General features: G+C 73.8%; 29 protein-coding genes. 24 read left to right on the top strand and 5 right to left on the bottom strand.

Annotated elements, in window-relative coordinates; translation table 11 throughout:
- Positions 1-17: 17 nt before the first annotated feature.
- Positions 18-311: a putative quinol monooxygenase gene (locus tag VIG76_RS05855; protein ID WP_331952042.1), complete on the bottom strand. Its 294-nt coding sequence runs from the start codon at positions 309-311 to the stop codon at positions 18-20.
- A gap of 101 nt (positions 312-412) precedes the next feature.
- Here VIG76_RS05855 and VIG76_RS05850 point away from each other — a divergent pair, with 101 nt between their 5' ends.
- Complete coding sequence (locus VIG76_RS05850) at positions 413-1,114, top strand: tetratricopeptide repeat protein (RefSeq protein ID WP_331952040.1); 702 nt, start codon at positions 413-415, stop codon at positions 1,112-1,114.
- 99 nt (positions 1,115-1,213) lie between these two features.
- Here the strand turns inward: VIG76_RS05850 and VIG76_RS05845 are convergent, their stop codons facing one another.
- Positions 1,214-2,569, bottom strand: a complete 1,356-nt coding sequence (locus VIG76_RS05845; RefSeq protein ID WP_331952106.1) for a sensor histidine kinase — start codon at positions 2,567-2,569, stop codon at positions 1,214-1,216.
- A gap of 136 nt (positions 2,570-2,705) precedes the next feature.
- Between VIG76_RS05845 and VIG76_RS05840 the strand changes: the two genes are divergently transcribed.
- The 3 genes from VIG76_RS05840 (at position 2,706) to VIG76_RS05830 (ending at position 5,641) form a co-directional block, all read left to right on the top strand.
- Entirely contained in the window at positions 2,706-4,130 is a 1,425-nt protein-coding gene (locus tag VIG76_RS05840) for an FAD-binding oxidoreductase (RefSeq protein ID WP_331952038.1), read from the top strand.
- A gap of 75 nt (positions 4,131-4,205) precedes the next feature.
- Positions 4,206-5,159 (top strand): alpha/beta hydrolase, encoded by a 954-nt coding sequence (locus VIG76_RS05835; protein WP_331952036.1) that lies wholly within the window; start codon positions 4,206-4,208, stop codon positions 5,157-5,159.
- Between the two features lie 47 nt (positions 5,160-5,206).
- On the top strand, positions 5,207-5,641 hold the full coding sequence (locus VIG76_RS05830; protein ID WP_331952034.1) for a DUF6630 family protein: 435 nt from the start codon (positions 5,207-5,209) through the stop codon (positions 5,639-5,641).
- A gap of 22 nt (positions 5,642-5,663) precedes the next feature.
- Here VIG76_RS05830 and VIG76_RS05825 read toward each other — a convergent pair whose 3' ends face one another.
- Positions 5,664-7,382, bottom strand: a complete 1,719-nt coding sequence (locus tag VIG76_RS05825) for a cation:proton antiporter (RefSeq protein ID WP_331952032.1) — start codon at positions 7,380-7,382, stop codon at positions 5,664-5,666.
- A gap of 106 nt (positions 7,383-7,488) precedes the next feature.
- On the opposite strand from VIG76_RS05825, the gene VIG76_RS05820 reads away from it, so the two are divergent.
- The gene (locus VIG76_RS05820; protein WP_331952030.1) at positions 7,489-7,815 is read left to right on the top strand and encodes a DUF3467 domain-containing protein; all 327 of its coding nucleotides are present in this window, start codon (positions 7,489-7,491) and stop codon (positions 7,813-7,815) included.
- A gap of 16 nt (positions 7,816-7,831) precedes the next feature.
- Positions 7,832-8,818, top strand: coding sequence for a methylenetetrahydrofolate reductase C-terminal domain-containing protein (locus VIG76_RS05815; protein ID WP_331952028.1), 987 nt, complete (start codon positions 7,832-7,834; stop codon positions 8,816-8,818).
- 111 nt (positions 8,819-8,929) lie between these two features.
- On the opposite strand, the gene VIG76_RS05810 is transcribed toward VIG76_RS05815, so the two are convergent.
- The gene (locus VIG76_RS05810; RefSeq protein ID WP_331952026.1) at positions 8,930-9,223 is read right to left on the bottom strand and encodes a GNAT family N-acetyltransferase; all 294 of its coding nucleotides are present in this window, start codon (positions 9,221-9,223) and stop codon (positions 8,930-8,932) included.
- Positions 9,224-9,335: 112 nt separating this feature from the next.
- On the opposite strand from VIG76_RS05810, the gene VIG76_RS05805 reads away from it, so the two are divergent.
- The 13 genes from VIG76_RS05805 to VIG76_RS05745 all read left to right on the top strand — a co-directional run bounded on the left by VIG76_RS05805 (position 9,336) and on the right by VIG76_RS05745 (position 20,371).
- Positions 9,336-9,542, top strand: coding sequence for a hypothetical protein (locus VIG76_RS05805; RefSeq protein WP_331952024.1), 207 nt, complete (start codon positions 9,336-9,338; stop codon positions 9,540-9,542).
- Positions 9,543-9,748: 206 nt separating this feature from the next.
- Complete coding sequence (locus tag VIG76_RS05800) at positions 9,749-10,720, top strand: TerC/Alx family metal homeostasis membrane protein (RefSeq protein ID WP_331952022.1); 972 nt, start codon at positions 9,749-9,751, stop codon at positions 10,718-10,720.
- A 213-nt stretch (positions 10,721-10,933) separates the two neighbouring features.
- Positions 10,934-11,347, top strand: a complete 414-nt coding sequence (locus tag VIG76_RS05795; RefSeq protein WP_331952020.1) for a hypothetical protein — start codon at positions 10,934-10,936, stop codon at positions 11,345-11,347.
- Between the two features lie 162 nt (positions 11,348-11,509).
- Positions 11,510-13,000, top strand: a complete 1,491-nt coding sequence (gene leuC / locus VIG76_RS05790) for a 3-isopropylmalate dehydratase large subunit (protein ID WP_331952018.1) — start codon at positions 11,510-11,512, stop codon at positions 12,998-13,000.
- Positions 13,000-13,602 carry a 3-isopropylmalate dehydratase small subunit gene (gene leuD / locus VIG76_RS05785; protein ID WP_331952016.1) on the top strand — a complete coding sequence of 201 codons (603 nt, stop codon included), beginning with the start codon at positions 13,000-13,002 and terminating at the stop codon, positions 13,600-13,602. The genes leuC and leuD overlap by 1 nt, the downstream gene beginning before the upstream one ends.
- Before the next feature lie 8 nt (positions 13,603-13,610).
- Positions 13,611-14,969, top strand: coding sequence for a UDP-N-acetylglucosamine 1-carboxyvinyltransferase (gene murA, locus VIG76_RS05780; protein ID WP_473964777.1), 1,359 nt, complete (start codon positions 13,611-13,613; stop codon positions 14,967-14,969).
- Positions 14,962-15,708 (top strand): lysophospholipid acyltransferase family protein, encoded by a 747-nt coding sequence (locus tag VIG76_RS05775; RefSeq protein ID WP_331952012.1) that lies wholly within the window; start codon positions 14,962-14,964, stop codon positions 15,706-15,708. Before murA ends, VIG76_RS05775 begins: the two co-directional genes overlap by 8 nt.
- On the top strand, positions 15,708-16,706 hold the full coding sequence (locus VIG76_RS05770) for an NAD(P)H-dependent glycerol-3-phosphate dehydrogenase (protein ID WP_331952010.1): 999 nt from the start codon (positions 15,708-15,710) through the stop codon (positions 16,704-16,706). The genes VIG76_RS05775 and VIG76_RS05770 overlap by 1 nt, the downstream gene beginning before the upstream one ends.
- Positions 16,707-16,854: 148 nt before the next feature.
- Positions 16,855-17,940, top strand: coding sequence for a D-alanine--D-alanine ligase family protein (locus tag VIG76_RS05765; protein WP_331952008.1), 1,086 nt, complete (start codon positions 16,855-16,857; stop codon positions 17,938-17,940).
- Positions 17,937-18,431 (top strand): DUF3515 family protein, encoded by a 495-nt coding sequence (locus tag VIG76_RS05760; protein WP_331952006.1) that lies wholly within the window; start codon positions 17,937-17,939, stop codon positions 18,429-18,431. The genes VIG76_RS05765 and VIG76_RS05760 overlap by 4 nt, the downstream gene beginning before the upstream one ends.
- The gene (locus VIG76_RS05755) at positions 18,428-19,429 is read left to right on the top strand and encodes a thiamine-phosphate kinase (RefSeq protein ID WP_331952004.1); all 1,002 of its coding nucleotides are present in this window, start codon (positions 18,428-18,430) and stop codon (positions 19,427-19,429) included. The genes VIG76_RS05760 and VIG76_RS05755 overlap by 4 nt, the downstream gene beginning before the upstream one ends.
- Before the next feature lie 32 nt (positions 19,430-19,461).
- On the top strand, positions 19,462-19,848 hold the full coding sequence (locus tag VIG76_RS05750; RefSeq protein ID WP_331952002.1) for a hypothetical protein: 387 nt from the start codon (positions 19,462-19,464) through the stop codon (positions 19,846-19,848).
- Between the two features lie 40 nt (positions 19,849-19,888).
- Positions 19,889-20,371, top strand: a complete 483-nt coding sequence (locus tag VIG76_RS05745) for a hypothetical protein (RefSeq protein WP_331952000.1) — start codon at positions 19,889-19,891, stop codon at positions 20,369-20,371.
- A 117-nt stretch (positions 20,372-20,488) separates the two neighbouring features.
- Here VIG76_RS05745 and rsmD read toward each other — a convergent pair whose 3' ends face one another.
- Positions 20,489-21,073, bottom strand: coding sequence for a 16S rRNA (guanine(966)-N(2))-methyltransferase RsmD (gene rsmD, locus VIG76_RS05740; RefSeq protein WP_331951998.1), 585 nt, complete (start codon positions 21,071-21,073; stop codon positions 20,489-20,491).
- A 96-nt stretch (positions 21,074-21,169) separates the two neighbouring features.
- Between rsmD and VIG76_RS05735 the strand changes: the two genes are divergently transcribed.
- Genes VIG76_RS05735 through cofC form a run of 5 tightly spaced genes read left to right on the top strand, consistent with a single transcriptional unit; the run spans position 21,170 to position 26,038 of the window.
- Positions 21,170-23,368, top strand: a complete 2,199-nt coding sequence (locus VIG76_RS05735) for an ATP-dependent DNA helicase RecG (RefSeq protein ID WP_331951996.1) — start codon at positions 21,170-21,172, stop codon at positions 23,366-23,368.
- Positions 23,369-23,396: 28 nt separating this feature from the next.
- Positions 23,397-23,894, top strand: coding sequence for a pantetheine-phosphate adenylyltransferase (coaD, locus tag VIG76_RS05730; protein ID WP_331951994.1), 498 nt, complete (start codon positions 23,397-23,399; stop codon positions 23,892-23,894).
- Positions 23,891-24,541, top strand: coding sequence for an MOSC domain-containing protein (locus tag VIG76_RS05725; protein ID WP_331951992.1), 651 nt, complete (start codon positions 23,891-23,893; stop codon positions 24,539-24,541). Before coaD ends, VIG76_RS05725 begins: the two co-directional genes overlap by 4 nt.
- Positions 24,542-24,593: 52 nt before the next feature.
- Positions 24,594-25,397, top strand: a complete 804-nt coding sequence (locus VIG76_RS05720) for a coenzyme F420-0:L-glutamate ligase (protein ID WP_331951990.1) — start codon at positions 24,594-24,596, stop codon at positions 25,395-25,397.
- Positions 25,394-26,038 (top strand): 2-phospho-L-lactate guanylyltransferase, encoded by a 645-nt coding sequence (gene cofC / locus VIG76_RS05715; protein ID WP_331951988.1) that lies wholly within the window; start codon positions 25,394-25,396, stop codon positions 26,036-26,038. Before VIG76_RS05720 ends, cofC begins: the two co-directional genes overlap by 4 nt.
- Positions 26,039-26,139 lie beyond the last annotated feature (101 nt).

Below are 26,139 nucleotides of genomic sequence, written 5' to 3'. Positions count from 1 at the left end.
CCCCGAGCACGACAGGGTCAGGGGTCGAGGGTGACCGAGAGGGCCCGCTCGCGCGACTCGAGCTGCGGGATGGCGGTCTCGAGCGCCCAGCGCCGGAAGTGGTCGGATGCGCCGTGCGTCCGGAACGCGTCCTCGTCGTCGTAGACCTCGAAGATGCGGAAGACGGTCGGCTCCTGCGGATCCTGGTACGGCTGGTAGAAGCGGTTGCCCGGCTCCTGCCGGCTCGCCGCCGTCAGCTGCAGCAGCGCGTCGCGGACCACGTCGACGCTGCCCTCCTTCGCGACCCAGGTCGCGCTGCAGACGAATGCCATCGGTGCCTCCCGCCTCGACGCTAGTGGCGGCGCCGCCGGCTCGGCAGCCGCATCCGGCACGCCTGACCGACCCGCCCGCGCCCGGACCTAGCATCGGATGCGTGGGGGAGGCCGAGGACCTGCGTGCGTTCCGCGACGCCTGGCTGGAGGCGCAGGACGGGCTCACCGGGCGGCACTACGCCGAGGCGCTCGAGGCAGCCGGCGAGATCGACATGGCGCTCGAGGTGTGCGAGCGGATGTGGGAGCTGGGCTTCCCCGCCGGCTACACCGACGCCGCCTGGATCGAGCACGACCGCGGGAACGTCGGCCGCGCCGTGCAGCTGATGATCGCGGCGGCCGAGGTGCTCGAGGGCGACGAGGGCGCCGAAGCCGAGGGTGTCGCCGGGCACTGGCGCTGGGAGCACTGGAACGACGTCAGCGCCGAGACGATGCTTCGCGCGGGGATGCAGGCCTATCCGAGCGCCCGAGCGGATCTCGCGGCGCTGCTCCGCGTCACCGGCCGGCCTGTCGAAGGCCTCGAGGTGCTGCGTGCCGGCGTGGAGGCGGGTGAGGTGGTCTGCATGCTGCCGCTCGGCAACGTGCTGAGCGAGCATGGCGACCTCGCAGCGGCGGAGGCGCTCTACCGCCGGGCGGTGGACCTCGGCGACACGTACGCCGCCTGGAACCTCGCCGTCGTGCTCGCCGAGCAGGGCCGCCACGCGGAGGCGGACGACTGGGCCTGGAGGGCCGCCGCCACGGGCGACGAGGTGGCGATCCAGCACCTCAGCGGCCGCGTGAGCCGCGACCCCGCATCCGACGACTGAGCCGCCGGGCCGCGCGCACGGACGGGCCGTTTCGGGCGGAACGGGCGTCCGATGACGCCCGCAGGTGCCCGAAACCGCCCATGTCGGCCCCGGCGGCGCCTACTCGCGGATGGTGAGCCGCCAGGTCGTGCCCTCGCCGGGCGCGCTGCGCAGCGACAGCTCGGCCTGCACGCCGCCCTCGCTGACCGCGTCGCGGAGGAGACGCAGCCCGAAGTGGGCGTTCCGCGGCTTCGCGAGCAGCGTCTCGGCGTCGAAGCCGGGGCCGTCGTCGTGCACGGTGAGCACGGTGGCGCCGCCCTCGTCGGCCAGGCCGACCGAGATGGGGGCGCCGGCGCCGTGCTTCATCCCGTTCGTGATGGCCTCGCGGGCGACGCGGAAGACGACGCGGTCGCCCTCGGCGGAGAGCGAGACGCGCGGGTCGACGACGACGGAGACGGGCACGCCGCGGGTGCGGGCGCCGGCGGCGAGGTCCTCGAGTCCCGCCCCGAGCCCGGCCCGGTCGAGCGCCGGCGGGTAGATGTCGACGAGCAGCGCCCGCAGGCTCTGCACCGTGCCACGCACGGTCGTCTCGGCGGTGTCGAGGATGTCGGCCGCATCCGTGCCACCCACCGCGCTGCTCGCAGCACCGAGGTGGTAGCCCGCGCCGACGAGGTCCTGCACCGGCCCGTCGTGCAGCAGCGCAGCGATCCGCCGCCGCTCGGCGTCGGATGCGTCGAGCGCGCGGAGCAGGAGCATCTCGCGCTGCTGCCGGCCGCGGTCGAGCGCGCGGAGCAGGCTGCGGATCACCGGCACGAGGCCGGCGAGCAGGAGCAGCAGGCTGACGCCGGTGACCGCGGCGAAGCCGAGCCAGATCCGGCCCGCGTCGGCCCGGACGTCGTCGTACGTGAAGTAGACCTCGAACAGCAGGCGCGTGCCGTCTGGGGTGTGCACGCTGCGGTCGACCTCGAGCAGCGGGCCGTTGGACCGGTCGTAGACGTTCTCCGGCGCGGCGAGGTCGGAGATGTCCGCGTGCGTCCCGCCGTGCAGGAGCGCGTGCTCCTCCTCGTCGCCGAGGCCGAAGGTGCGGCCGATCAGGCGCGGCTCGTCGGAGTAGACGATCCGGCCGGCCTGGTTCCAGACCTTCACCCGCGCGATCCCGGGGCCGAGCACGTGCGCGCGGACGACGCGATCGAGGCTCGCGACCGCGCTCGCGCTGCCGTCCACGAGACCGTCCTGGAGGGCCGGCTGACCCACGTCGAGCGCGAGGATCTCGGCCCGCCGGCTGGCGGTGCTGACCGCCTGCGCATCCGCGAGCCGCTGCGCGACGAGACCGCCGCAGAGCATCACCACGCCGGCCACGAGCAGCGCGAGCGCGAGCACCCGCACCACGAGCCGGTGCCGGCTGACCGGCCTGTCCTCGGCGCTGCCGCCGCCGACCGCGACGGTCAGCCAGCGGGCGACCGTGGTCTCCGTCATCGTCACGAGTGGGAGTGTGGCTGCGGCGTGTCGTGCGGCGGCGGTGCCGCGCCGGAGCGGCGGCCCGAGGGCCGGCGAGCAGCCCCTCATCCGGCCCCTCCTACGATCGAGGGGACCGCCCCGAGGAGGGAGCAGGATGACGACCGCCGCACCGCACGGGCTGCCAGAGCTCTTCACCGAGGACGTCTTCACGCGCGGCCTGCGGCGGGTGGTCACCCGGGGGCGACTGCTCACCGACCAGGCGTCGCTCGAGCGATACGCCCACGACGACGCGGAGTGGGCGCCCTTCGTGCCGCCGCTGGCCGTCGTGTGCGCGGCGACGACCGAGGAGGTCGCGGCGGTGGTCCGGGTCGCGGCCGAGCACGACGTCCGGGTCGTGCCGCGCGGCGGGGGTACGGGCCTCTCCGGGGGAGCGAACGCCGTCGACCGCTGCCTCGTGCTGTCCCTCGAGGACATGCGCGCGGTGCTGCGGATCGACGCGGACGAGCGGATCGTCGAGTGCGAGGCCGGGGTCGTCAACGACGACCTGCGGGCCGCGGTCGCGGTCGAAGGGCTCTGGTACCCGCCCGACCCGGCGAGCTCGTCGTTGTCGACGGTCGGCGGCAACGCGGCGACGAACGCCGGCGGCATCTGCTGCGTGAAGTACGGCGTCACGGGCGACTACGTGCTGGGGCTCACGGTGGTGCTCGCCGACGGCTCGATCGTGCGGCTGGGGCGCCGCACCGCGAAGGGCACGGTCGGCTACGACCTCACCTCGCTCATGGTCGGGTCGGAGGGCACCCTCGGGATCATCACCGAGCTGACCCTGAAGCTGCTGCCGCTCGCGGGCCGCGAGGAGCGCGCGGTGATCGGCACCTTCCCGTCGCTGCGCGCGGCGGGGGAGGCGGTCGCGGCCGTCTCGCGCGCCGGGATCCTGCCGGCCGCGCTCGAGCTCGTCGACCGCACCTGCCTCGCCGCCGTCGACGAGTGGCAGGGGCTCGGGCTGCCGCACGACGCCGAGGCGATGCTGCTCGGCAAGGTGGACCAGGTCGGGGAGGCCGGCGCGGCGCTCGCCGAGGCGATGGCGGGGCTGTTCCGGGCAGCGGGCGGCACGGACGTGCGGACCGCCGAGGATCCGGATGCGGTCGAGCGCCTGTTCCGCGCGCGGCGGCTCGCGTACCCGGCGCTCGAGCGGCTCGGTCCGGTGCTGACCGAGGACGTCTGCGTGCCGCGTGGCGCGGTGCCCGAGATGCTCTCCCGCATCCAGGCCGCCGCGGCCGAGCACGACGTGGTGATCGCGAACATCGCCCATGCCGGCGACGGCAACCTGCATCCGCTGATCATCGCGACGCCCGACGACGCGGCGGCGGAGTCGCGGGCGCAGGCGGCGTTCGCTCGGATCATCGACGACTGCCTCGCGCTCGGCGGCACCGTCGCGGGGGAGCACGGTGTGGGCCTGCTGAAGCTGGCGGGCGCCCACGACGAGCTCGGCGCCCGGGTGCTCGAGATGCATGAGGCGATCAAGACCGCGCTGGACCCGCGCCGCCTGCTCAACCCCGGCAAGGCCTTCCCGAAGCACTGAGCCGCCCTCGCCCCGGAGACGCCCGGCACGCGGGCGATACGATCCGGCGGGCGCACGACGACGCGAGGGAGCGACATGGCCGACCTGGACCTGCGCGTGAAGGTCCTCGCCCGCCTGCTCGGCCGCCTGGCGGTCGCCGAGCAGTCCGAGGAGGACGTCCTCCGGATGCAGCAGCGCTCCGTGACGCACAGCCCGCTGACCGACCTCGTGATCGGCGGCCGGGTCAAGGGCGTCGCGACGCGCGAGGGGACGGCCGCCGGCGCGGCGGGGGAGCTGCCCATCCGCGCGTACCGCCCAGGACGCACCGCCGGGAGCCTGCCGCTCGTGCTCCTCTTCCACGGCGGCGGCTGGACCACCGGCGACCTGAACAGCCACGACCACCTGGCCGGGAGCATCGCGGCCGAGGCTCGCTGCGTGGTCGTCTCGGTCGCGTACCGGCTGGCCCCGGTGAACCGGTTCCCGGCCGCGGCCGAGGACTGCTACGCGGCGCTCGTCGACGTGGCCGCGCGGGCCGCGGAGTGGGGCGCCGACCCCGAGCACATCGCGGTGGTCGGCGACAGCGCGGGCGGCAACCTCGCCGCCGTCGTCGCGCTCATGGCCCGCGACCGGTCGGGCCCCCGCATCGCGTTCCAGGGCCTGCTCTACCCGGCGACCGATCTCACTGCGAGCAGCCCCTCGATCGACGAGAACGCGGATGCGCCGATCCTCACGAAGCGTGACGTCCTCGCCTTCCGCGACCACTACCTCGGTGGCCAGGACCCCACGCATCCGTACGCCTCGCCGCTGCTCGCCGACGACCTCACCGGCCTGCCGCCCGCCCTCGTGCAGGTCGCCGAGCACGACCCCATCCGCGACGACGGGCTGCGCTACGCCGCCGCGCTCGAGGCGGCGGGGGTGTCGGTGCGGGCGACGACCTACTGGGGCATGCCGCACGGCTTCCTGGCCTTCCCGCACTTCTGCCGTGCGGTGCCGCAGGCGCTCGGGGAGCTGGCGGCGGCCCTGCAGGCGGTGCTGCACCCCGTCGCCTGAGCGTCGCTTCCACGGTCCCGGCAGCCGCCTCGGCGAGAATGGGACGGATGGACGACGAGGCGCTGTGGGAACGGTTGTGCGGGCTGCTGGACGACGACGAGCTGCTCTGGCCGTCCGTGCAGGCGGCCCTCGAGGACCCGGAGGGCGACCCCTGGGACGCCCTCCTCACCGGGCTCGACGACGCCGGGGCGCTCGCGTCGCTCGAGGCCGAGGACACCGGGATGGAGCTCGCCGACGCGCTCGCGCAGCTGCCGCGGGTGTTCCGGCTGCAGCCCGACCTCGGTGCCGTGAACGACACCGACGACCTGGCCGACGCCATCCGCGAGGCCGACCGGGTGCTCGCCGAGCACGGCGCGCGCCTGCTCTCGCTCGAGAGCGAGGACGACGGCGTGCACGAGCTCGTGGTGGTGCCGGACGAGGCCGTCGGGCCGGTGCTCGAGACGGCGGAGGCGCTCGAGCGGCGCATCGCGATCGCCGACTGACAGTCGGGTCCTGCGCTGCAGGTCAGCGCGGGGGCCGGAGCCGCGACTCCTCCACGTCGAGCAGCGACTGCGCCTGCAGCAGGGCATGCGAGGTGTACTCGCCGTGCCGCCGCGCCTCGAGCAGCCGCTCACGCTCCGCCTGCACGACCGCGAGCCGCAGCCGCCGGTAGAGCCGGTTCGGCGTCTCCTCCAAGGGGATCCCTGGACCACGGGAGCGCTCCCATGCCGCCTCGGCGCGGAGGAACGACGTGCGCCGCACGCGCTCGAGCACGTCGGGGTCGATCTCGTCGACGCCGTCCAGCTCGGCCGCGGCGTCGTCGAGCGCGATCAGCCCGGCGTAGCCGAGCTCGTCGAGCAGCGCGGCCAGCTCGCGCTGGTCGTCGACCGCATCCGTCCCGCGCACCCCGAGCCGGCGGATCACCGAGGGCAGGGATCCGCCCTGCACGAGGAGGGTGAGCACCGCGACGATGCAGGCGATCAGCACGAGCTGCGGGTAGTAGGGGGTGTCCAGCGGCAGCGACTGGGCGGCCGCCAACGTGACGACGCCGCGCATCCCGGCCCAGCCGAGCACCAGGCCGCCGCGCGCGGTGACGTCGTCGCGGCGCAGCTCCTCGAGGTCGGCGCGGCGGCGCGGGTAGGCGCGCTCGGCGCGGCGCCAGTACCGCGTCGCGAGGCGCCCCCTGCGGGCGCGCCGGGAGTGGTCGATCGCCAGCCACTGGCGGAGCAGGGCGCGTTCGGCGAGGGCGGCTCGGGCGCGCAGCGCGAGGACGAGCGGCACCATCCAGATCAGCCGGATGCCCACGAGCGCGAGGGTGGCCGCGAGGGCCACGGCGATCGTGGGGCCGAAGCCGAGGACCTCCGGATGGACGTCGTGCACCAGCGAGCGCAGCTCGAGGCCGATGAGCAGGAACACGCCGTTCTCGAGCAGGAACTGGATCGTGCGCCAGTTCAGCCGATCGCTGATCCGGGCCTGCGGGGAGAGGGCGGAGGGGGCCCGGTGGCTCGCGTAGAGCCCGGCCGTCACGACGGCGAGCACCCCTGAGGCGCCGAAGAACTGGGCGGGCACGAAGGCCACGAAGGGGACCGCGAGGGAGACGGCGGTGTCGAGCACCGGATCGTCGAGGCGCGTGCGCGCGGCCATGGTGACGAAGCCCGCGGCGAGCCCGATCGCGATCCCGGTCACCGTCGCGAGCACGAGGTCGCGGCCGAGGGCGACGGGCGTCAGCAGGGTGCCGGCCGCGGCCGCGGTGGCCGACCGCAGGAGCACGAGGGCCGTCGCGTCGTTGACGAGCCCCTCGCCCTCGAGCACGGTGAGCAGGCGGGGCGGCAGGCCGAGCCGCCTGCCGATCGAGGTGGCCGCGACCGCATCCGGCGGGCTGATGACCGCGCCGAGCGCGATCGCCGGAGCCAGCGCCAGCTTCGGGAGGAGCGCGAACAGCAGGAACCCGGTGCCGAAGGCCGTGATCAGCACGAGGATCACGGCCAGGCTCGCGATCGGCAGCACGTTCCGCCGGAAGTCCGCGAGGGGGAGGCTGAGCGCCGCCGCGTAGAGGATCGGCGGCAGCGCGCCGTCCAGGATCAGCTCGTGGGGCACCTCCACCAGCGGCAGCCCCGGCAGGAACGAGATCGCCACGCCGACCAGCACGAGGACGAGCGGCGCCGCGACGCCGAGGCGCGGTGCGAAGGCCGCCACGGCGACGATCACCGCGACCGCGAGCACCGCGTAGACCGCGAGCTCCACGGAATGAGGCTATCGGGCGGATGGACGCGGACCCTGGTCGTGCGCGCATCCGACCCGGCGTCCGGTGCAGGTGCGGAGGGCGACCGGCCCGCGTAGCGTCGCCCGCGTGACCGACGCACCGCAGCAGCCCCCGCAGATCGCCGTCAACCTGCCTCCGGAGCAGGAGATCGGCGTCTTCGCCGACTTCGCCGCGGTCTGGCACAACCCCACGAGCTTCGTGCTCGACTTCCTGTCGCTCACGGCGCCGCCGTCGCAGCAGGTCGGCCCCGACGGCGAGCCGGTGCCGGTGGTGTCGGCACGGGTCGCCGCCCGCGTGCGCCTTCCCGCGGAGCAGATCTTCCGGGTGATCGGCGCGCTGCAGGAGCAGGCCGACCAGTGGCTCGCGCAGTCCGGCAAGGAGGAGCCGCCCGAGGGCTGGTTCCCCGTCGGCTGACCACGACCGCAGCGTCATGAGCAGCGTGGTCGACGTCTGCCCGAAGCGGATGGTCTACGGGCCGTGCCAGGGGGTGCATCAGGACGGCGCGTGCGAGCTCGGCGACCGCCGGTGCGTGTTCCTCGACCTCGGCGTGCCCGCCTTCTCCGGGCCGCCGCCCGCCGAGGCGCCCGCATCCGTCGCCGCCGAGCAGCTGCTCGCTGTCGCCGAGCGGCGCCCGATCGTGATCGCGGAGCTCGTGGCGCGCGCGGACGTCGCCGGACAGCAGGAGGCCGCGGCCCGGCTCGCCGGCGCCGTCGATGCGGCGCTGCTCGGCGACGCGCCCTGGGAGCGGGTGCAGCTGCCGCCCGTGCTCCGGGCGACGCTGCTGCTGCAGGAGGGCGTGCGCCCGATCGTGGGGCTCGCCTGCCGCGACCGCAACCGCGTCGCGCTCGAGGGCGAGCTGCAGGGCCTCGCCGCGGTCGGGGTGCCGATGGTGCTCTGCCTGACCGGCGACCATCCGTCGCTCGGCGACCGCGCGGATGCCGCGGCGGTCTTCGACCTCGACTCGACCCGGCTCGCGGCGCTTGCCGCCGGCCGGGGGATGATCGTGGCGGTCGCCGAGTCGGCCTCGGTACCGCCCGTCGCCACGCGCCCGGCCCGCGTCGCGTCGAAGGCCGCCGCCGGCGCCACCGTCTGCTTCGTGAACCACGGATCCGCCGACGAGGTCGAGCGGTTCGTCGACGCCGCCCGCGTGCTCACGCCGTCGCTGCGCTTCGTCGTCAGCGTGCCGGTCGCGGTCTCCGAGGCCGCCCGGGGGCGGCTCGCGGCCTTCCTGCCCGGATCCGGCGGCGACCCGCTGCCGGCCGACGGCGTCGCCGCGGCGGTGGCGACCGCGGAACGGCTGCTCCGCATCGACGGCGTGATCGGCGTCGACCTCTCGGCCGCCGCGGGCGAGGGCGAGGAGGCGCTCGTCGCCGACCGCGTCGCCGAGGTCGCGACGGCCCTCGGCGGGGGATCCTGACCGCGGCCCCCACCCGTGTCTGCTGTCCGTGCCGACAACTGTCGGCGTTTCAGTGGCAGCAGCTGTCCGAGCGGACAGCAGACGGCGGGTGGGAGGCCGGTTCGGATCCGGTCAGTCCGCGGGCGCGACGAGGTGCTGGTAGTCGGGGTGCCGCTCGATCCAGGCGCGGATGAACGGGCAGAGCGGCACCACCTGCTCGCCCCGGCCCGCGACGTCGTCGAGGGCGGCGTGGGCGAGCCGGCTGCCCAGCCCGCGGCCCTCGAACGCCGGGTCGATGATGGTGTGCAGGAAGGTCACGCGCCCCGGCATGCGCCGGTAGGTCGAGAACCCCGCGTCGTGCCCGTCGACCGCGATCCGGTAGCGGTGGGCGGCCGGATCGTCCCGCACGGTGATGGCGTCCGTCATGTCTCCTCCTCGTCCCCGATGGTCGCCCTCGAGCCAGACCCTTCAGGCCGCACCGGCCCGACACTCGGCGAACGTCCTGGAACTTCGAGTCCGTTCCCGCAACACTTCGGGGGTGAACTCCAACGACAACCCGGTCGTCCTGCTCTACCTCGTGCTGTCGCTGCTGGTGATCGGGTTCGGCATCTCGATCATCGTGTACCAGACGGGCGCGACCCGGCAGGCGCTGGCGACGCGTGGAGGGCTGCTGTTCGCCGGCGTCGTCCTCATCCTCGTGGGCGGCGCGCTGCTCCTCTCGCAGCTCATCGCCTACTTCACGTGATGCGCTTCTGAGACGGCGGCCGCCACGGCACGCGGCGGCCCCGGCCGATAGGCTTCGCGGGACGAAGGGGAGTATCCCGGGCTTCGCGCAGGTCGTCATCACGGTTCCGCTCCGCAGCGGGCCCGGCCGCGCGGCATCCGTTTCGGATGGGGAGAGACGTTCGGCGCTGCAGCATGCCGCCCGACGACTCGTAAGAGGTCTCGCCAGTGATCATCCCCCTCCCGTTCGTGATCGGCTCGATCGCCGTCCTGGTGCTCGTGCTCGGGGCCGACATCGCGCTCGCGTACGCCCGCCCGCGCGTGCCGTCGGTGAAGGAGTGCGCCCTCTGGGTCGGGTTCTACGTCCTGCTCGCGCTCGTCTTCGCGGCGGCCATGTGGGTCGTCGCCGGCCCTGACCACGCGACCGAGTTCGTCGCCGGCTGGCTGACCGAGTACTCGCTGTCGATCGACAACCTGTTCGTCTTCATCGTGATCATGGGCGGCTTCGCCGTGCCGCGGAAGCACCAGCAGGAGGTGCTGATGATCGGCATCGTCCTGGCGCTGATCCTCCGCGGGATCTTCATCCTGATCGGCGCTCAGCTCATCGTCTCGTTCAGCTGGATCTTCTACCTCTTCGGCGCCTTCCTGATCTACACGGCGATCACGCAGGCGTTCGGCTCCGAGCACGGCGACGCGCAGAACGGGCGGCTCGTCACCTTCCTGCGGCGGCACATCGCAGTGACCGACCAGTACGACGAGGGGCACCTCCGCACCACCATCGACGGCCGGCGGATGTGGACCCCGATCCTCATCGTGCTCGTCTCGATCGGCAGCACCGACGTGCTGTTCGCCCTCGACTCGATCCCGGCGATCTTCGGGATCACCGAGAGCGCCTTCATCGTGTTCACCGCGAACGTCTTCGCCCTGATGGGGCTGCGGCAGCTCTACTTCCTGCTCGGTGACCTCGTCGAGCGGCTGCGCTTCCTCAAGTACGGGATCGCGTTCATCCTCGCCTTCATCGGCGTGAAGCTCGTGCTGCACGCCCTGCACGACAACTCGCTGCCGTTCCTGAACGGCGGGGAGCACCTCGACGGCGTGCCCGACATCGGCACGGGCGCGTCGCTCGCGGTCATCGTGGTCTCGATGTCGGTCGCGACGCTCGCGAGCCTCGTCGCCATCCGCCGCGAGCGCATCGGCTGACCGCCGCCGCCCCTTCATCGCGCGGTTCCGGAGAAACCTCGCGACACGCCGCGCCGGAGACGCCGGACGCGGCGTGTCGCCCAGGATCTCCGGAACGGCGCGATGAGCGGCAGGGCTCAGTCGAGCAGCGCCTCGGCCGGTGACGGACGGCGGCGGAACGGATCCGGATCCTCGCCACGCATGTCGTCATCCGGGAGACGTAGCATCCGTTCCATGCGGCTCTTCGGGCGTGGCCGGAACGGCAAGGTGGTCGGCGGACCGCCCTCCGCCGTGCACTTCCCGCGGCACCCGGCGGCCCTGCTCGCGACCGACGCGTGGCGCCCGCTCGCCCAGCTCGCCGACCAGCGCATCCGCGCCCACCGCGGCGACCACCTCGATGTCGGCGGCCTCATCGCGACCGTGTCCGGCGAGATCGAGGAGGTGCTGAAGGACGAGCCGATGGCGATGCTCCTCGACGCCTGGACCACCTGGGACGCCGAGATGCGACGCATCGAGGGCAGGCCCGTCCGAGCCGTGGAACCGGGCGACGCCGTGCAGGACGTCAGCGAGGCGCTCGCCGTGCACGCGGACCTCGCGGCGCTCGTGCCGGCGCTCGTCGTGAGCCGACTCAGCGAGAACGTGCGCTGACCCGGATCGCAGCCGTGCCGGAGCGCGGTGGTAATCTCGCGTCCATGCTTCGCGGCGTGCTCCTCCTTCCCTGCCGCGACGAGGTCTGAACCACCGGCTCCCTCGTCGCGGAGGTCGCTCGATGCCGGGGACACCTCACCGCCATCCCTCCGGAGGACATGCATGACCGAGACGACACCCGCGCCCCAGCCCGGCGCGGACGACCACGCGCCGAAGACCCTCGCCGAGAAGGTGTGGGCCGCCCACCTCGTCAAGCGGGGTGAGGACGGGGCGCCCGACCTCGTCTACATCGACCTGCACCTCGTGCACGAGGTCACCAGCCCGCAGGCGTTCGACGGCCTCCGCGCCGAGGGCCGCCCGGTTCGCCGCCCCGATCTCACGATCGCGACGGAGGACCACAACACCCCGACGATCGACATCGACAAGCCGATCGCGGACATCACGAGCCGCACCCAGATCGAGACGCTCCGCCGCAACGCGAAGGAGTTCGGCATCCGCCTGCACTCGCTCGGCGACGTCGAGCAGGGCATCGTGCACATCGTCGGCCCCCAGCTCGGCCTCACGCAGCCGGGCATCACCGTCGTCTGCGGCGACTCGCACACCTCCACGCACGGGGCGTTCGGTGCGATGGCGTTCGGGATCGGCACGAGCGAGGTCGAGCACGTGCTCGCCACCCAGACGCTGCCGCTGAAGCCGTTCAAGACCATGGCGATCACCGTCGAGGGCACCCTGAAGCCGGGCGTCACGGCGAAGGACGTCATCCTGGCCGTCATCGCGAAGATCGGCACCAACGGTGGCCAGGGCTACGTGCTCGAGTACCGCGGCAGCGCCATCCGCGCCCTCTCCATGGAGGGGCGGATGACCATCTGCAACATGTCGATCGAGGCGGGCGCCCGCGCCGGCATGGTCGCCCCCGACGAGACGACGTTCGCCTACCTGAAGGGCCGGCCGCACGCGCCGAAGGGCGAGGACTGGGACGACGCGGTGGCCTACTGGCGCACCCTCGTCACCGACGACGACGCCGTCTTCGACGCCGAGGTCTTCCTCGACGCGGACGAGCTCGAGCCGTTCGTCACCTGGGGCACGAACCCGGGCCAGGGCGTGACGCTCGCGGGCTCGGTCCCCGACCCGGCGACGATGACGGATCCGCAGGCCCGCGACTCCGCGGAGCGCGCGCTGGAGTACATGGACCTCGCCCCCGGCACCCCGATGAAGGACATCGCGGTCGACGCGGTGTTCATGGGGTCCTGCACGAACAGCCGGATCGAGGACCTCCGCGCGTTCGCCTCCATCGTGAAGGGCCGCAAGAAGGCCGACGGCGTGCGCGTCATGGTCGTGCCGGGCAGCGCCCGCGTGCGGCTCGAGGCTGAGGCCGAGGGCCTCGACAAGGTCTTCACCGACTTCGGCGCCGAGTGGCGCTTCGCCGGGTGCTCGATGTGCCTCGGGATGAACCCCGACCAGCTCGCGCCGGGGGAGCGCTGCGCCTCCACGAGCAACCGCAACTTCGAGGGCCGGCAGGGTAAGGGCGGCCGCACGCACCTCGTCTCGCCGCTCGTCGCGGCGGCCACCGCCATCCGCGGCACCCTCAGTGCTCCTTCCGACGTCCTTCGGCCGTCCAGCCAGTCGGATGTGGATGCGGAGGCGTTGGTCTGATGGAACCGTTCACCACGCACACCGGCGTCGCGGTCCCGCTGAAGCGGTCCGCGGTCGACACCGACCAGATCATCCCGGCCGTCTACCTGAAGCGGGTCACGAAGACCGGCTTCGAGGACGCGCTCTTCGCGCACCTGCGCCAGGACCCCGGCTTCGTGCTGAACGACCCGGCCTACACGGCCGGCTCGATCCTCTTCGCCGGCCCCGACTTCGGCACCGGCTCGAGCCGCGAGCACGCGGTCTGGGCGCTGCGCGACTACGGCTTCCGCGCCGTGTTCAGCCCGCGGTTCGGCGACATCTTCCGCGGCAACAGCGGCAAGCAGGGACTGCTCACCGGGGTGATCACCGAGGAGCAGGTCGAGACATGCTGGGCCGCGATCGAAGCGGATCCGGGGATCGCGGCTACCGTCGATCTCACGACGTCGACCGTCACCATCTCGGGGACCTCGATCCCGTTCGAGATCGATGCCTACACTCGCTGGAGGCTCCTGGAGGGCCTCGACGACATCGGGCTGACCCTGCGCGATGAGGCGCGCATCACCGCCTTCGAAGCGGGCCGCGAAGCATGGCGGCCCACAACACTGCCAGTAGGGGACCGTTGAGCAATCTCATCACCGAGGCGCAGCGCGCAGGCGCGAGCGTCGGACTGACCTTCGACCGGATCACCATCGAGGGCGGCAAGCCCCTCCAGGGCGAGGTCGACGTCCGCGGGGCGAAGAACCTCGTCACCAAGGCCATGGTCGCCTCGCTGCTGTCCGAGGGCGTCAGCGTGCTGCGCGACGTTCCGGACATCAGCGACGTGCGCGTCGTCCGCGGCCTGCTCGAGATCCACGGCGTCACGGTGAAGCCGGGCGTCGAGTCCGGCGAGCTGCTGCTCGACGCCGGCAACGTGCGCAGCGCGCACATGCGGGAGATCGATGCGCACGCGGGCTCCTCGCGCATCCCGATCCTGTTCTGCGGTCCGCTGCTCCACCAGCTCGGCGAGGCGTTCATCCCCGACCTCGGGGGCTGCCGCATCGGCGACCGGCCGATCAACTTCCACCTCGACGCGCTCCGCAACTTCGGCGCCGTCGTCGAGAAGCTGCCGACCGGCATCCGCCTGTCCGCGCCGAACGGCCTGCACGGCGCGCACGTGCACCTGCCGTACCCGAGCGTCGGTGCGACGGAGCAGACGCTCCTCACGGCCGTGCGGGCCAAGGGCGTCACCGAGCTCCGGAACGCCGCGATCGAGCCCGAGATCATGGATCTCATCGCGATCCTGCAGAAGATGGGCGCGATCATCTCGGTCGAGCCGAACCGCGTCATCCTCATCGAGGGCGTCGACGAGCTCCGCGGCTACACGCACCGCGCGATCTTCGACCGCAACGAGGCCGCCAGCTGGGCCTCCGCGGCGCTCGCCACGCACGGCGATGTGTTCGTGCACGGCGCGAAGCAGGAGCACATGATGACGTTCCTGAACATCTTCCGGAAGGTCGGCGGCGCGTTCGACATCGAGGAGCACGGCATCCGCTTCTGGCACCCGGGTGGGCCGCTGAAGCCGGTCGTGATCGAGACGGATGTGCACCCCGGCTTCATGACGGACTGGCAGCAGCCGCTCGTCGTGGCGCTCACGCAGGCCGAGGGCGTCTCCACCGTGCACGAGACCGTGTACGAGAACCGGTTCGGCTTCACCGAGGCGCTGCAGAAGATGGGTGCGGACATCCGCGTGCACCCGCGCGGCTTCGCGGCCCCGCACCGCCGCGTGCCGCGCCGCGACCTCGAGCAGGCCGCCGTGATCACGGGCCCGACGCCGCTGCACGGCGCCGACATCGAGGTGCCGGACCTGCGGGGCGGCTTCTCGCACCTGATCGCCGCGATGACGGCCGAGGGCACCTCGACCGTGCGGAACGTCGGGATCATCAGCCGGGGGTACGAGAACTTCGAGGGCAAGCTCCGGGCGCTGGGGGCGCGTTTCACGGTCGATGGCTGACCGGCCGCGGCAGGAGAAGCTCCGGCCGTCGCTCTGGTGGGTCCTCGGTGCCATCGCGGTGCCGTTCATCCGCGGCACCTCGCACCTGACCATCCGGTCGCCGGAGAGGCTCCCGGCGACCGGGCCGTTCATCCTCACCCCGAACCACAACTCGAACATCGACCCGCTCGTGATCGCGGTCGCCGTGTGGCGGCTCGGCCGCGCGCCGCGGTTCATGGCGAAGGCGTCGCTGTTCCAGGTCCCGATCATCGGCTCGCTGCTGCGCGGCGTCGGCCAGATCCCGGTCGAGCGCGGGGGCCTGCAGCGCGGCGCCGTGCCGATCGATGCGGCGAAGCGGATCGTCGCCGAGGGCCACTGCGTGATCGTCTACCCGGAGGGCTCGCTGACCCGCGATCCGGCGCTCTGGCCGATGCGCGGCAAGACCGGCGCGGCGCGGCTCGCCCTCGACCTCGGCATCCCCGTCGTGCCGGTGGCGCACTGGGGCACGCAGCAGCTGATGCCGATCTACTCGAAGCGGATCCACCTGCGGCCGCGTGCCCGGATCGAGGTCGCGTTCGGCGACCCCGTCGACCTGTCCCCGTGGGAGGGGCGCGCCACCGATCCGGCGGCCCTGCAGGCGGCGACCGCTGCGATCATGGCCTCCGTGACCGGTCTGCTCGAGCAGCTGCGGGGCGAGACGGCCCCCGCGGACCGCTGGGACCCCGCGAAGCACGGGCAGACCGAGACCGGCCGGTTCTGATGGCCACGGTCGCGGTGCTCGGCGCCGGCAGCTGGGGCACCACCTTCGCGAAGGTGCTCGCCGACGCCGCCAACGACGTGGCGCTCTGGGCCCGCCGCCCGGTGCTCGCCGAGGCGATCACCCGGCGCCACCGCAACGACGACTACCTGCCCGGCATCCTGCTGCCGGAGAGCATCCGCGTCGGCAGCGACCTCGACGCCGTGCTCTCAGGCGCCTCGATCGTGTTCCTCTCCGTGCCGAGCCAGTCGCTCCGCGGCGTGCTCGCCGACGTCCGCCGCGGCCTGCCGCCCGACGCCGTCGTCGTCAGCCTGATGAAGGGCGTGGAGAACGGCACCGGCCTGCGGATGAGCGAGGTGCTCCGCGAGGGCCTCGAGGTGCCCGACGAGCGGATCGCCGTGGTGTCCGGGCCGAACCTCGCGACCGAGATCGCCCGAGGCCAGCCGACCGCGGCGGTGGTCGCCTCGACGATGCAGGAGACGGCGGAGGTCGTGGCGCTGGCCGCGGCGAACAAGTACTTCCGCACCTTCACGAACACCGACGTGATCGGCACCGAGTTCGGCGGCGTGCTGAAGAACCTCATCGCCGTGGCCACCGGCATCGTCGTCGGCGTCGGCTACGGCGACAACACGAAGGCGTCGATCCTCACCCGCGGCCTGGCCGAGATGACCGCGTTCGCCGTCGCGTTCGGTGCGCAGCCCGAGACCCTCGCCGGCCTGGCGGGCCTCGGCGACCTGATCGCCACGAGCGAGTCGCCGCTGTCGCGGAACAACCGCGCCGGGCGACTGCTCGGGCAGGGCTACAGCGTCGACGACGTGCTCCGCACCATGGACCAGGTGGCGGAGGGCCTCACGTCGCTGCAGCCGGTGCTCGACCTCGCCGCCAGCCGCGGCGTCGCCATGCCGATCGCGCAGCAGGTCGCCGACGTGATCGCCGGCACCCTCGACCCCCGCGACATCGCCCCGCACGTCGCGGGCGAGGCGGTGCCCGAGGGCGAGTAGCCAGGCCCCATCCGCCGTCTTCAGGACTTCTCGCCCGACACGCCGCGCTGCAGGCCCGATCGTCCTGAATACGGTCGGCCGGTCCTGAATACGGCGGCCTCGCCACGGGAGCGGGGGAGGGACAGGTCGCCCTGGGTACGCTCGAGCGGTGACGGATTCCCGGACGCGCGTCGCGGTCGTCTTCGGCGGTCGTTCCAGCGAGCACGTGATCAGCTGCGCGACCGCGGGCGGCGTGCTCGCCGCGATCGACCGGGACCGCTACGACGTCGTGCCCGTCGGCGTGACCCGCGACGGGGCGTTCGTGCTCGAGCGCGACGACCCGGCGGCCTTCGCGCTCGACCCGAAGGCGATGCCCGAGGTGCGCGACGACGGCAGCCGCGTGCGCTGGCCGGAGTCCACGGCCACCCGCGAGTTGACGGTGCAGGCCGCCGACGGATCCGTCTCCTCGCTCGGCGACGTCGACGTCGTGTTCCCGATCCTGCACGGGCCCTTCGGCGAGGACGGGACGATCCAGGGGCTCCTCGAGCTCGTCGGGCTGCCCTATGTCGGCAACGGCGTGCTCGCATCCGCCCTCGGGATGGACAAGCACTTCACGAAGACCGTGCTCGAGGCCGCCGGCGTGCCCGTCGCGCCGTGGATCACCCTGACCGAGGCGGACCGCGCCGGCGACGACGCGTGGCTGCGCCGCCGCGTGGCGGGCCTCGGGCTGCCCGCCTTCGTGAAGCCCGCCCGGGCGGGCTCCTCGGTCGGGGTCACCCGGATCGATGCGCCCGAGGAGCTCGACGCCGCCCTGGACACCGCGTTCGCGGAGGACAGCCGCGTGCTCGTCGAGCGCGGGATGCAGGGCCGCGAGCTCGAGATCGGCGTGCTCGGCGCGCGCGGCCGCAGCGGCGTGCGGGTCTCGGCGGTCGGCGAGGTGGTCGTCACCGGCCGCCCCTTCTACGACTTCGCCGCGAAGTACCTCGGCGCCGATGGCGTCGACCTCATCTGCCCCGCCGACCTCCAGGACGGCGAGCGGGCCGACCTCGAACGGCTCGCCGTGCGGGCGTTCGAGGCGATCGACGGCCGCGGCCTGGCCCGCGTGGACGTGTTCCTCACCGGCGAGGGCTTCGTCGTCAACGAGATCAACACGATGCCGGGCTTCACGCCGATCTCGATGTTCCCGAGGTGCTGGCAGCAGTCGGGCGTCGCGTATCCCGACCTCATCACCGATCTGATCGAACAGGCGCGATGACCCGTCGGCCTCTCGCCGTGCTCGCGGCGGCCGGTGCGGCGCTCGCGCTCGCGGGGTGCGCGCCGACGATCTCGGTGCCGCCTGCGCCCGCGGCGACGACGACCGCCTGCGCCGCCCTCATCGTGCGGCTGCCGTCGACGCTCGGGGCGCTGCCGAAGCGGGAGACGGACTCGCAGGGCACCGCCGCGTGGGGCGACCCCGAGGGCGTGCAGCTGCGCTGCGGGGTCACGCCGCCAGGCCCGACGACCGATCCGTGCTTCACCGTCTCGAAGGTCGACTGGATCCGCGTGGACGCGGGGACCGGATCCGCGGCCCGCGAGGTCTGGACGACGTTCGGCCGCACGCCCGCCACCCAGGTCGTGATCGACCCGAAGCATGCGACGGAGAACGACGCCCTGCCCCCGATCTCCGACGCCGTGTCCGCCGCGATGCCGACCACGGACCGGAAGTGCACGGCGCCGTCCCTCCCGAGCCCTTCGCCGACGCCGTGACCGCCGACCGCATCGGCGACGTGGGGGAGGCGGCCGCCCTCGCCCGCATCCTCGCCCGCCTGCCCACGTCGCCCGGCACCCTGCTCGGGCCCGGCGACGACGCCGCGGTGGTCGCGGCGCCCGACGGCCGCGTCGTGCTCACCACGGACGTGATGGTGGAGGGCCCCGACTTCCGGCTCGCCTTCTCGACGCCGCACGACCTCGGGTTCAAGGCCGCCGCCACGAACCTCGCCGACGTCGCCGCGATGGGCGCGCGCCCCACCGGCCTGCTCGTCGCGCTCACCGTGCCCGCCGAGACGCCGGTCGCCGTGCTCGAGGGGATCGCGGACGGCTTCGCCGACGCCTGCACCGCACTCGCGCCCGGCTGCGCCGTGGTCGGCGGCGACCTCACCCTGTCGCCGACCCTCACCCTCGCGGTCACCGCGGTCGGCTCCCTCGACGGCGCGGCGCCCGTGCGGCGCAGCGGCGCACGGCCCGGCGACGTCGTCGCCTACGCCGGCGCGCTCGGCCGATCGGCCGCCGCGCTCCGCCTCCTGCTCGACGCGCCGGATGCGGATGCCGTCGCGCACCTCCGCGCGAGCCGCGCCGAGCTGCTGGCGGAGCAGCTCGCGCCGTCCCCGCCGCTCGCCGCGGGGCCGGCGGCCGCGGCTGCCGGCGCCACCGCGATGCTGGACGTCTCCGACGGCCTGCTGCTCGACGCCTCGAGGATCGCGCGCGCGAGCGGCGTCGTGCTCGATCTCGACTCGGTCGCGCTCGGCGCGGACGTCGCCGCGGTGGCGCAGGCGCTCGGCACCGACGCCGCAACCGCGCTCACCGTGGTGCTCACCGGCGGCGAGGACCACGGGCTGCTCGCCTGCTTCCCCGAGGACGCGGCGCTGCCCGCGCCCTTCAGGTCGATCGGCGTCGTCGCCGCGGGCGCCCCGGCGGTGCTCGTGGACGGCGGCGTGCCGACCGCCGGTGCCCTCGGCTGGGACTCGTTCGCCGCGTACCGGGACTGATGGTGGCGGGGAGTCGCGGAGCGCGCGCGGACGTGATCGGCGACCACCTGGCGCGGATCCGCGGCGCGCGCAGCGCCGTGGTCGCCGCGCTCGACCGGCTGCCGTCCGCCGACGAGCGCGAGGCGCTGCTCCGCCGGGACGAGACGCTCGCCGCGATCGAGCGCGGATTGGCGGTGCTGCTGCCGGAGGCGTGGGGGCTCGAGGACCGGCCGCTGCGGCGTCCCAGGCTGGACGAGGATCGCGCCGTGCTCGCGGACATCCGCAGCACGGCCGCCGTGCTCGCGCTGCGCCTCGAGGAGCGGCCCGACCGCCTCACCCCGGGCGAGGAGCAGGACCTCGCCGCCGCTGTCGCGCTCTACCGATGGGCGCATACCGAGCTCGGGGACCGGTACGGCGGCATCGGCACCTTCCCAGCCTGACGGGCCGGGGCGTCAGGCGGCCGGCGTTATGGTCGCTGGCATGCGAGCCGGAACGCGCGACGCCGTCGTGTCCAACCACCTCCGCCGGCTGCGCGCGCGGATCGCCGACCTGCAGCTGATCCTGACCGGCCGCGGTCCGATCATCGTGCCCACCCTGGCGGAGGAGGCGCGGTTCCGGGCCGAGCTGCGGGAGGCGGACCTCGTCGAGCGCGGGCTCACCGAGCTCCTGCCCGAGTTCTGGCCGCTCACCGGAACCGGCCGCCGCCGTACCGGGCTCGTCGCGGAGGCCAGGGTGCTCGTCGAGCTCCGGGCGCTCGCGGCGACCGTCGCCCTCGGCCTCGCCCAGCCCGAGGCTGAGCAGGCGGGCGATCGCGGCGACGTCGCGCGGGCGTTGTTCCGCTGGGCGGAGACCGCGCTGCTGCCCTTCGAGTTCGACGAGAACGAGATGCTGCCGGGCTCGACCCTCCGGTACGAGCGGATCGTCGCCTACGCGATGTTCGGCCAGCGCTGGGGCTCGATCTAGGCGACCGGCGGCTGCCACCCGGAACGTCGCCGATGCGCGGGGTTGCCACTGGTGGCGACTTCTCGGCGCCAGAAGTCGCCACGAGTGGCAACTCCCGGGTGGGGGGAGCCGGCCAGGTCAGCGCGAGTCGTCGGCGCGCGCGGGCGCGACCTCGAGCAGGTGCACCGCGGTGTCGCCGTAGGTGCGGGTCCGGTCGAGCCGCACGCCCTCCGGCAGCCCGGGCAGGGCGTCGCGGGCGGATCGCTCGAGCACGAGCAGCGCGCCGGGCGCGACGACGACGAGCGCGGCGAGGGCGTCCAGCACGGCGGCGTCGGGCAGGTCGTAGGGCGGATCGAGGAACACGAGCGTCGGCGGGGGACCGGCCGGCGTCGCGAGGTAGCCCGCGACCGGGCGCACCACGATCCGCACGTCGAGCGGCTGCGGCGCGGCCCGGCGCAGCAGGGCGAGGTTCTGCCGCAGCGCCGTGGCCGCCCCGTTGCTCCTGTCCACGAGCACCGCGCTCACCGCACCGCGGGAGAGGGCCTCGAACGCGAGCGCGCCGGATCCGGCGAACAGGTCGAGCACGTGGGCGCCCTGCACCGCGTCCCGAGCCTCGAGCGTCGAGAACAGCGCCTCACGCACCCGGTCGCTCGTCGGCCGCGTGCCGGACGTCGGCGTCCGCAGCTGCAGCGACCCCGCCCATCCGCTGATGATCCGAGGCATGCGCACCATCCTCCCGTCTCCCGCCGATCGCGCCGAACGGCGCGATGCACGGGCGGGGTATGACGGGAGGTCGGTGGTCGCTCCTAGCATGAGGGCATGCCGGGGCCGCTGGATCAGAAGCTGGCCGGCGTGCTGGGCGACCGCACGGCGAAGGCGCTCGGCCGCGCCCTCGACCTGCACACCGTCGGCGACCTCGTCACCCACTACCCGCGGCGCTACCAGAAGCGCGGCGAACTCACCCGGCTGGACGCGCTGCCGCTCGAGACCGAGGTGACGGTCGTGGCCGACGTGCTCCGCGCCGGCTCGCGCTCGATGATGAACCGGCGCGGCAGCCGCCAGGAGGTGCTCATCTCCGACGGGTCCGGCACGCTCACCCTCGTCTTCTTCAACCAGCCGTTCCGGGTCGACCCGTCGAAGTCGGGCGCGCTGAAGCCCGGCGTGCGCGGGATGTTCAGCGGCCGCGTCCGCTTCTACAAGGGCATGCGCGAGCTCACGCATCCGCGCTACGAGCTCTTCGACGGCAGCGGCGACGAGCCGCCCGACCCCGAGACCGACCCCGAGGGCGCGAAGGCGTGGCACGAGGTGCCGATCCCGATCTACCCGGCGTCGGCCGCGATCGACACCTGGAACATCCGCAAGGCGGTCGCGCTCGCACTCGAGAACATCGCCGGCATCGAGGACCCGATGCCGCTCGAGATCTGCCGCACCGCGAAGCTGATGGGCTACGAGCCGGCGCTGCGCCGCATCCACCAGCCGCAGCACGACGGCGACTGGATGCAGGCGAAGCGCACCCTGCGCTACCACGAGGCCTTCCTGCTGCAGACGGCGCTGCTGCAGCGCCGCGCGATCCGGGCGATGTTCGCCGCGACGCCGCGCACGCCGCAGCCGGATGGCCTGCTCGCCCGGTTCGACGCGGCCCTGCCGTTCGAGCTCACCGACGACCAGAAGCTCGTCGGCACCGAGATCGCGGAGGACCTCGCCGGGCAGGTGCCGATGCACCGGCTGCTGCAGGGCGAGGTCGCGTCCGGCAAGACGCTCGTCGCCCTGCGGGCGATGCTCGCCGTCGCGGAGAGCGGCGGCCAGTCCGCGCTGCTCGCGCCCACCGAGGTGCTCGCCGCGCAGCATCTGCGCTCGATCGTGGCGACCCTCGGGCCCGACCTCGCCGCGGAGCTGATGCCCACGCTCGTCACGGGGCAGCTGCCTGCGGCCGAGCGGCGGCGGGCGGCCCTGCGGCTCGTCACAGGGCAGGCGCGCATCGTCGTCGGCACCCACGCTCTGCTGTCCGAGTCGACCGAGTTCTACGACCTCGGCCTCGTCGTCGTGGACGAGCAGCACCGGTTCGGCGTCGAGCAGCGCGAGGTGCTGCGACGCAAGGGATCCGCCCCGCACACCCTGGTGATGACCGCGACCCCGATCCCGCGCACCGTCGCGATGACGGTCTTCGGCGACCTCGAGACCTCCACCATCCGGCACCTGCCGAAGGGACGCGCGCCCATCGAGACGCACGTGGTGCCGCTCGCGGAGAAGCCGCACTGGATGCCGAACGTGTGGCGGCGCGCGGGGGATGAGATCGGCCGCGGCCGGCAGGGCTACGTGCTCTGCCCGGCGATCGGCGGCGACGACGCGGCCCCGTCGCCGGAGGACGCCGACATCGACCTGCTCGAGCCCGACGACGCCCGGCCCATGGCCACGGTCGCGGCCACGTTGCAGGAGCTGCGGGTGCACCCGGCGCTCGCGGGAAGGCGCATCGAGGCGCTCACCGGGCGGATGACCGGCGAGGAGAAGGACCGCGTCATGCGGGAGTTCGCCGCCGGCGGCATCGACGTGCTCGTCGCGACCACGGTCGTCGAGGTCGGCGTGGACGTCGCGAACGCCACCTTCATGATCGTGCTCGACGCCGACCGCTTCGGGGTCTCGCAGCTGCACCAGCTGCGCGGCCGCGTCGGACGCGGCGGCCTGCCGGGCCTCTGCCTGCTCGTCACCGGCGCCCCGGAGGGCACGCTCGGGCACGAGCGGGTCACCACGGTCGCTGCGACGACGGACGGCTTCGCGCTCGCCCAGGCGGACCTCGAGCTGCGGCGCGAGGGCGACGTGCTCGGCGCCAGCCAGTCGGGGGCGCGATCGCAGCTGAAGCTGCTGCGGGTCACCCGCGACGGCGACATCATCGAGGCCGCCCGCGACGCGGCGGCCGGCCTGCTCGAGGCGGATCCGTCCCTCGAGGCCTATCCGGCGCTCCGCGCAGCGATCGAGCGCAGCAGCGACGAGGACGCCCGCGCGTTCCTCGACAAGAGCTGACCGGATCCCCAGGTAGCCTGAGCGCATCATGCCCCGCGTCGCCGTGATCCCCGGTTCCTTCGACCCGGTCACACTGGGGCATCTCGACATCGTGCGCCGCGCGGCGCCGCTCTTCGACCGGCTGCACGTCGTCGTCACGCACAACCCCGGCAAGGCCGCGCTGCTGCCGTTCACGCAGCGCGTCGCGCTGCTCCAGCAGGCGATCGCCGACGCCGGCATCGAGGGCGACGTGGTCGTCGACTCGTGGAGCGTCGGCCTGCTCGTCGACTACTGCGTCGAGGTGGGGGCGCAGGTGCTCGTGAAGGGCATCCGCTCGGCCACCGACACCGAGTACGAGACGCCGATGGCGATGGTGAACCGCGACCTCGCCGGCATCGAGACGCTGTTCCTCATCGGCGACCCGGGCACGAGCCACGTCTCCAGCTCGCTCGTGCGGCAGGTCGCGTCGCTCGGCGGGGACATCGCCCCGTACGTGCCGAAGGCCGTCGCCGAGGTGCTGCAGCCCGGCGGACGGCCCGCCTCGTGACGGGGCTGCTCGCCGCCGTGTGCCGCGTCCACGCCCTGCTGCCCGACCGCGGCAACGGGGTCACCGGCATCGACAAGCGGCCCGTCACGACGGCCGTGCGGGTGTCGAAGTACGGGCTGTTCGCGGACGTGCAGGCGAGCCGGGAGCACCACGGGGGCGTCGACCAGGCCGTCTACGCCTACGCCGAGGAGGACGCCGCCTTCTTCGCCCGAGAGCTGGGCCGCGACGTGCCGCCCGGCCTGTTCGGAGAGAACGTCACCACCCGCGGCGTCGACGTGACCGGCGCGGTCATCGGCGAGCGGTGGCGTGTCGGCGAGCAGCTGCTGCTCGAGGCCACGGCACCTCGCACGCCCTGCGGCACCTTCGAGCGGCGGATGGGGCTGACCGGCTGGCAGGACCGCTTCCGCGAGCACGGCGCCCCCGGTGCCTACTTCCGCGTGGTGCGCGCCGGCGTCATCCGGCAGGGCGACGCGATCGAGGTCGTCGAGCGCCCGGAGCACGGCATCACCATCGGCGGCTGGTTCCAGCGGCAGGACCCGGACGACGCGGCGGCGCTGCTCGACGCGGACGCCGCGGGCGTGGTGCGGCTGCACGAGCACCTGCGCGAGCTCGCGGAGCGCTCGCTCCGTATCGCCGCCCGCGCCTGAGCGCCCAGCCCGCTCGCCGGAGGCCGTCGCCCCGCGGTGGAAGGATGGGGCCATGATCAGCGCCTTCGCGCCCGACGGCATCCCCGAGGTCGAGGTCGGCACGGACCTCGTCGCGCTGGTCGCGGATGCCGTCGGCGCGCTCGAGGACGGCGACCTCGTGGTCGTCTCGAGCAAGATCGTCTCGAAGGCGGAGGGCCGCGCGGTGCGTGCGGACGACCGCGAGCAGGCGATCACCGACGAGACCGTCCGGGTCGTCGCGACCCGCCGCCAGCCGACCGGCGCGCTCACCCGCATCGTCGAGAACCGCCTCGGCATCGTCGGCGCCGCCGCCGGCGTCGACGCGAGCAACGTCGCCGAGGGCACGGTGCTGCTCCTCCCGGAGGATCCCGACGCATCCGCCGCCCGTCTGCGCGCCGGCCTCGCCGAGCGCTTCGGGGTGCGCCTCGGCGTGGTCGTCACCGACACGCTCGGCCGCCCCTGGCGCACCGGTCAGATCGATGTCGCGATCGGCGCCGCCGGCGTCTCGGTCGTCGACGACCTGCGCGGCACCCCGGATGCGACCGGCAGGCGGATGGATGTCACCGTGGTGGCCGTCGCGGACGAGATCGCGTCCATGGCCGACCTCGTCAAGGGCAAGACCGCGAACCGTCCGGTGGCCGTCGTGCGCGGGCTCGGCGCGTTCGTCACCGACGAGGACGGACCCGGGGCCCGCAGCCTGGTACGGGTCGGCCCCGAGGACATGTTCCGGCGCGGGACCGACGAGGCCTATGCCGACGGATACCGTGACGGCTACGCGGAAGGATCGCGGGAGTCCACGGGTTGGCTCGGAGACAACGAGAGGGGAGACGCGCCGTGATCGATTGGGTCGTGCTCGTACCGATCAAGCGGTTCGCGGATGCCAAGACGCGGCTGCACCCGCGTGCCGACCGCGCCGCGGTGGCCGAGGCGATCGCCCGCGACACGCTCGACGCGGTCGCCGGTGTGGCCCGGGTGCGGATGATCCTCGTGATGACCGACGACCCCGCGCTCGTCGAGGACCTCGGCCTGCCGGTCGCCGTCACCGTGCGCACGCAGCGGGTGCCGGGCCTGAACAACGCGATCGCCGACGGGCTTCGATACGCCCAGGAGTCGTGGCCCGAGTACGGCCAGGCCGTGCTCCTCGGCGACCTGCCGGCGCTCACCTCCGAGGACCTCGAGGACACCCTCGCCGCCGCGGAGGAGCTGCCGCTCGGCGTCGTGCCGGACGCGACGGGCAGCGGCACCGTCATGATCACCGCCGAACCCGGCGTCCCGCTCATCCCGGCGTTCGGCGTCGGCTCCGCCCGGCGGCATCGCGAGCTGGGGCACCGGATGCTCCGCGCGCCCGAGGGGCTCCGCCGCGATGTCGACACCCCGGAGGACCTGCAGGCGGCCATCCGCCTCGGCGTCGGGCGGCACACCTCGGCGCTGCTCGGCCTGGCGCCGTCGCAGCGCTCGTCGGTCCGGCAGACCGCCTGACCCACGGGGCGCCCTCCCGTCGGCGACCGGATCGCGCCCGATCGAGCGCTGACCAGCGCTTCCGTGCATGCGCTCAGAGTCTCCTGGCTGCGCAGCCGGAT

The organism is Amnibacterium sp. (assembly GCF_036559085.1).
Taxonomy (GTDB): domain Bacteria; phylum Actinomycetota; class Actinomycetes; order Actinomycetales; family Microbacteriaceae; genus Amnibacterium.
Note: the sequence above shows the minus strand (reverse complement) of the source record. Positions and strands in the feature narration are given on the sequence as shown.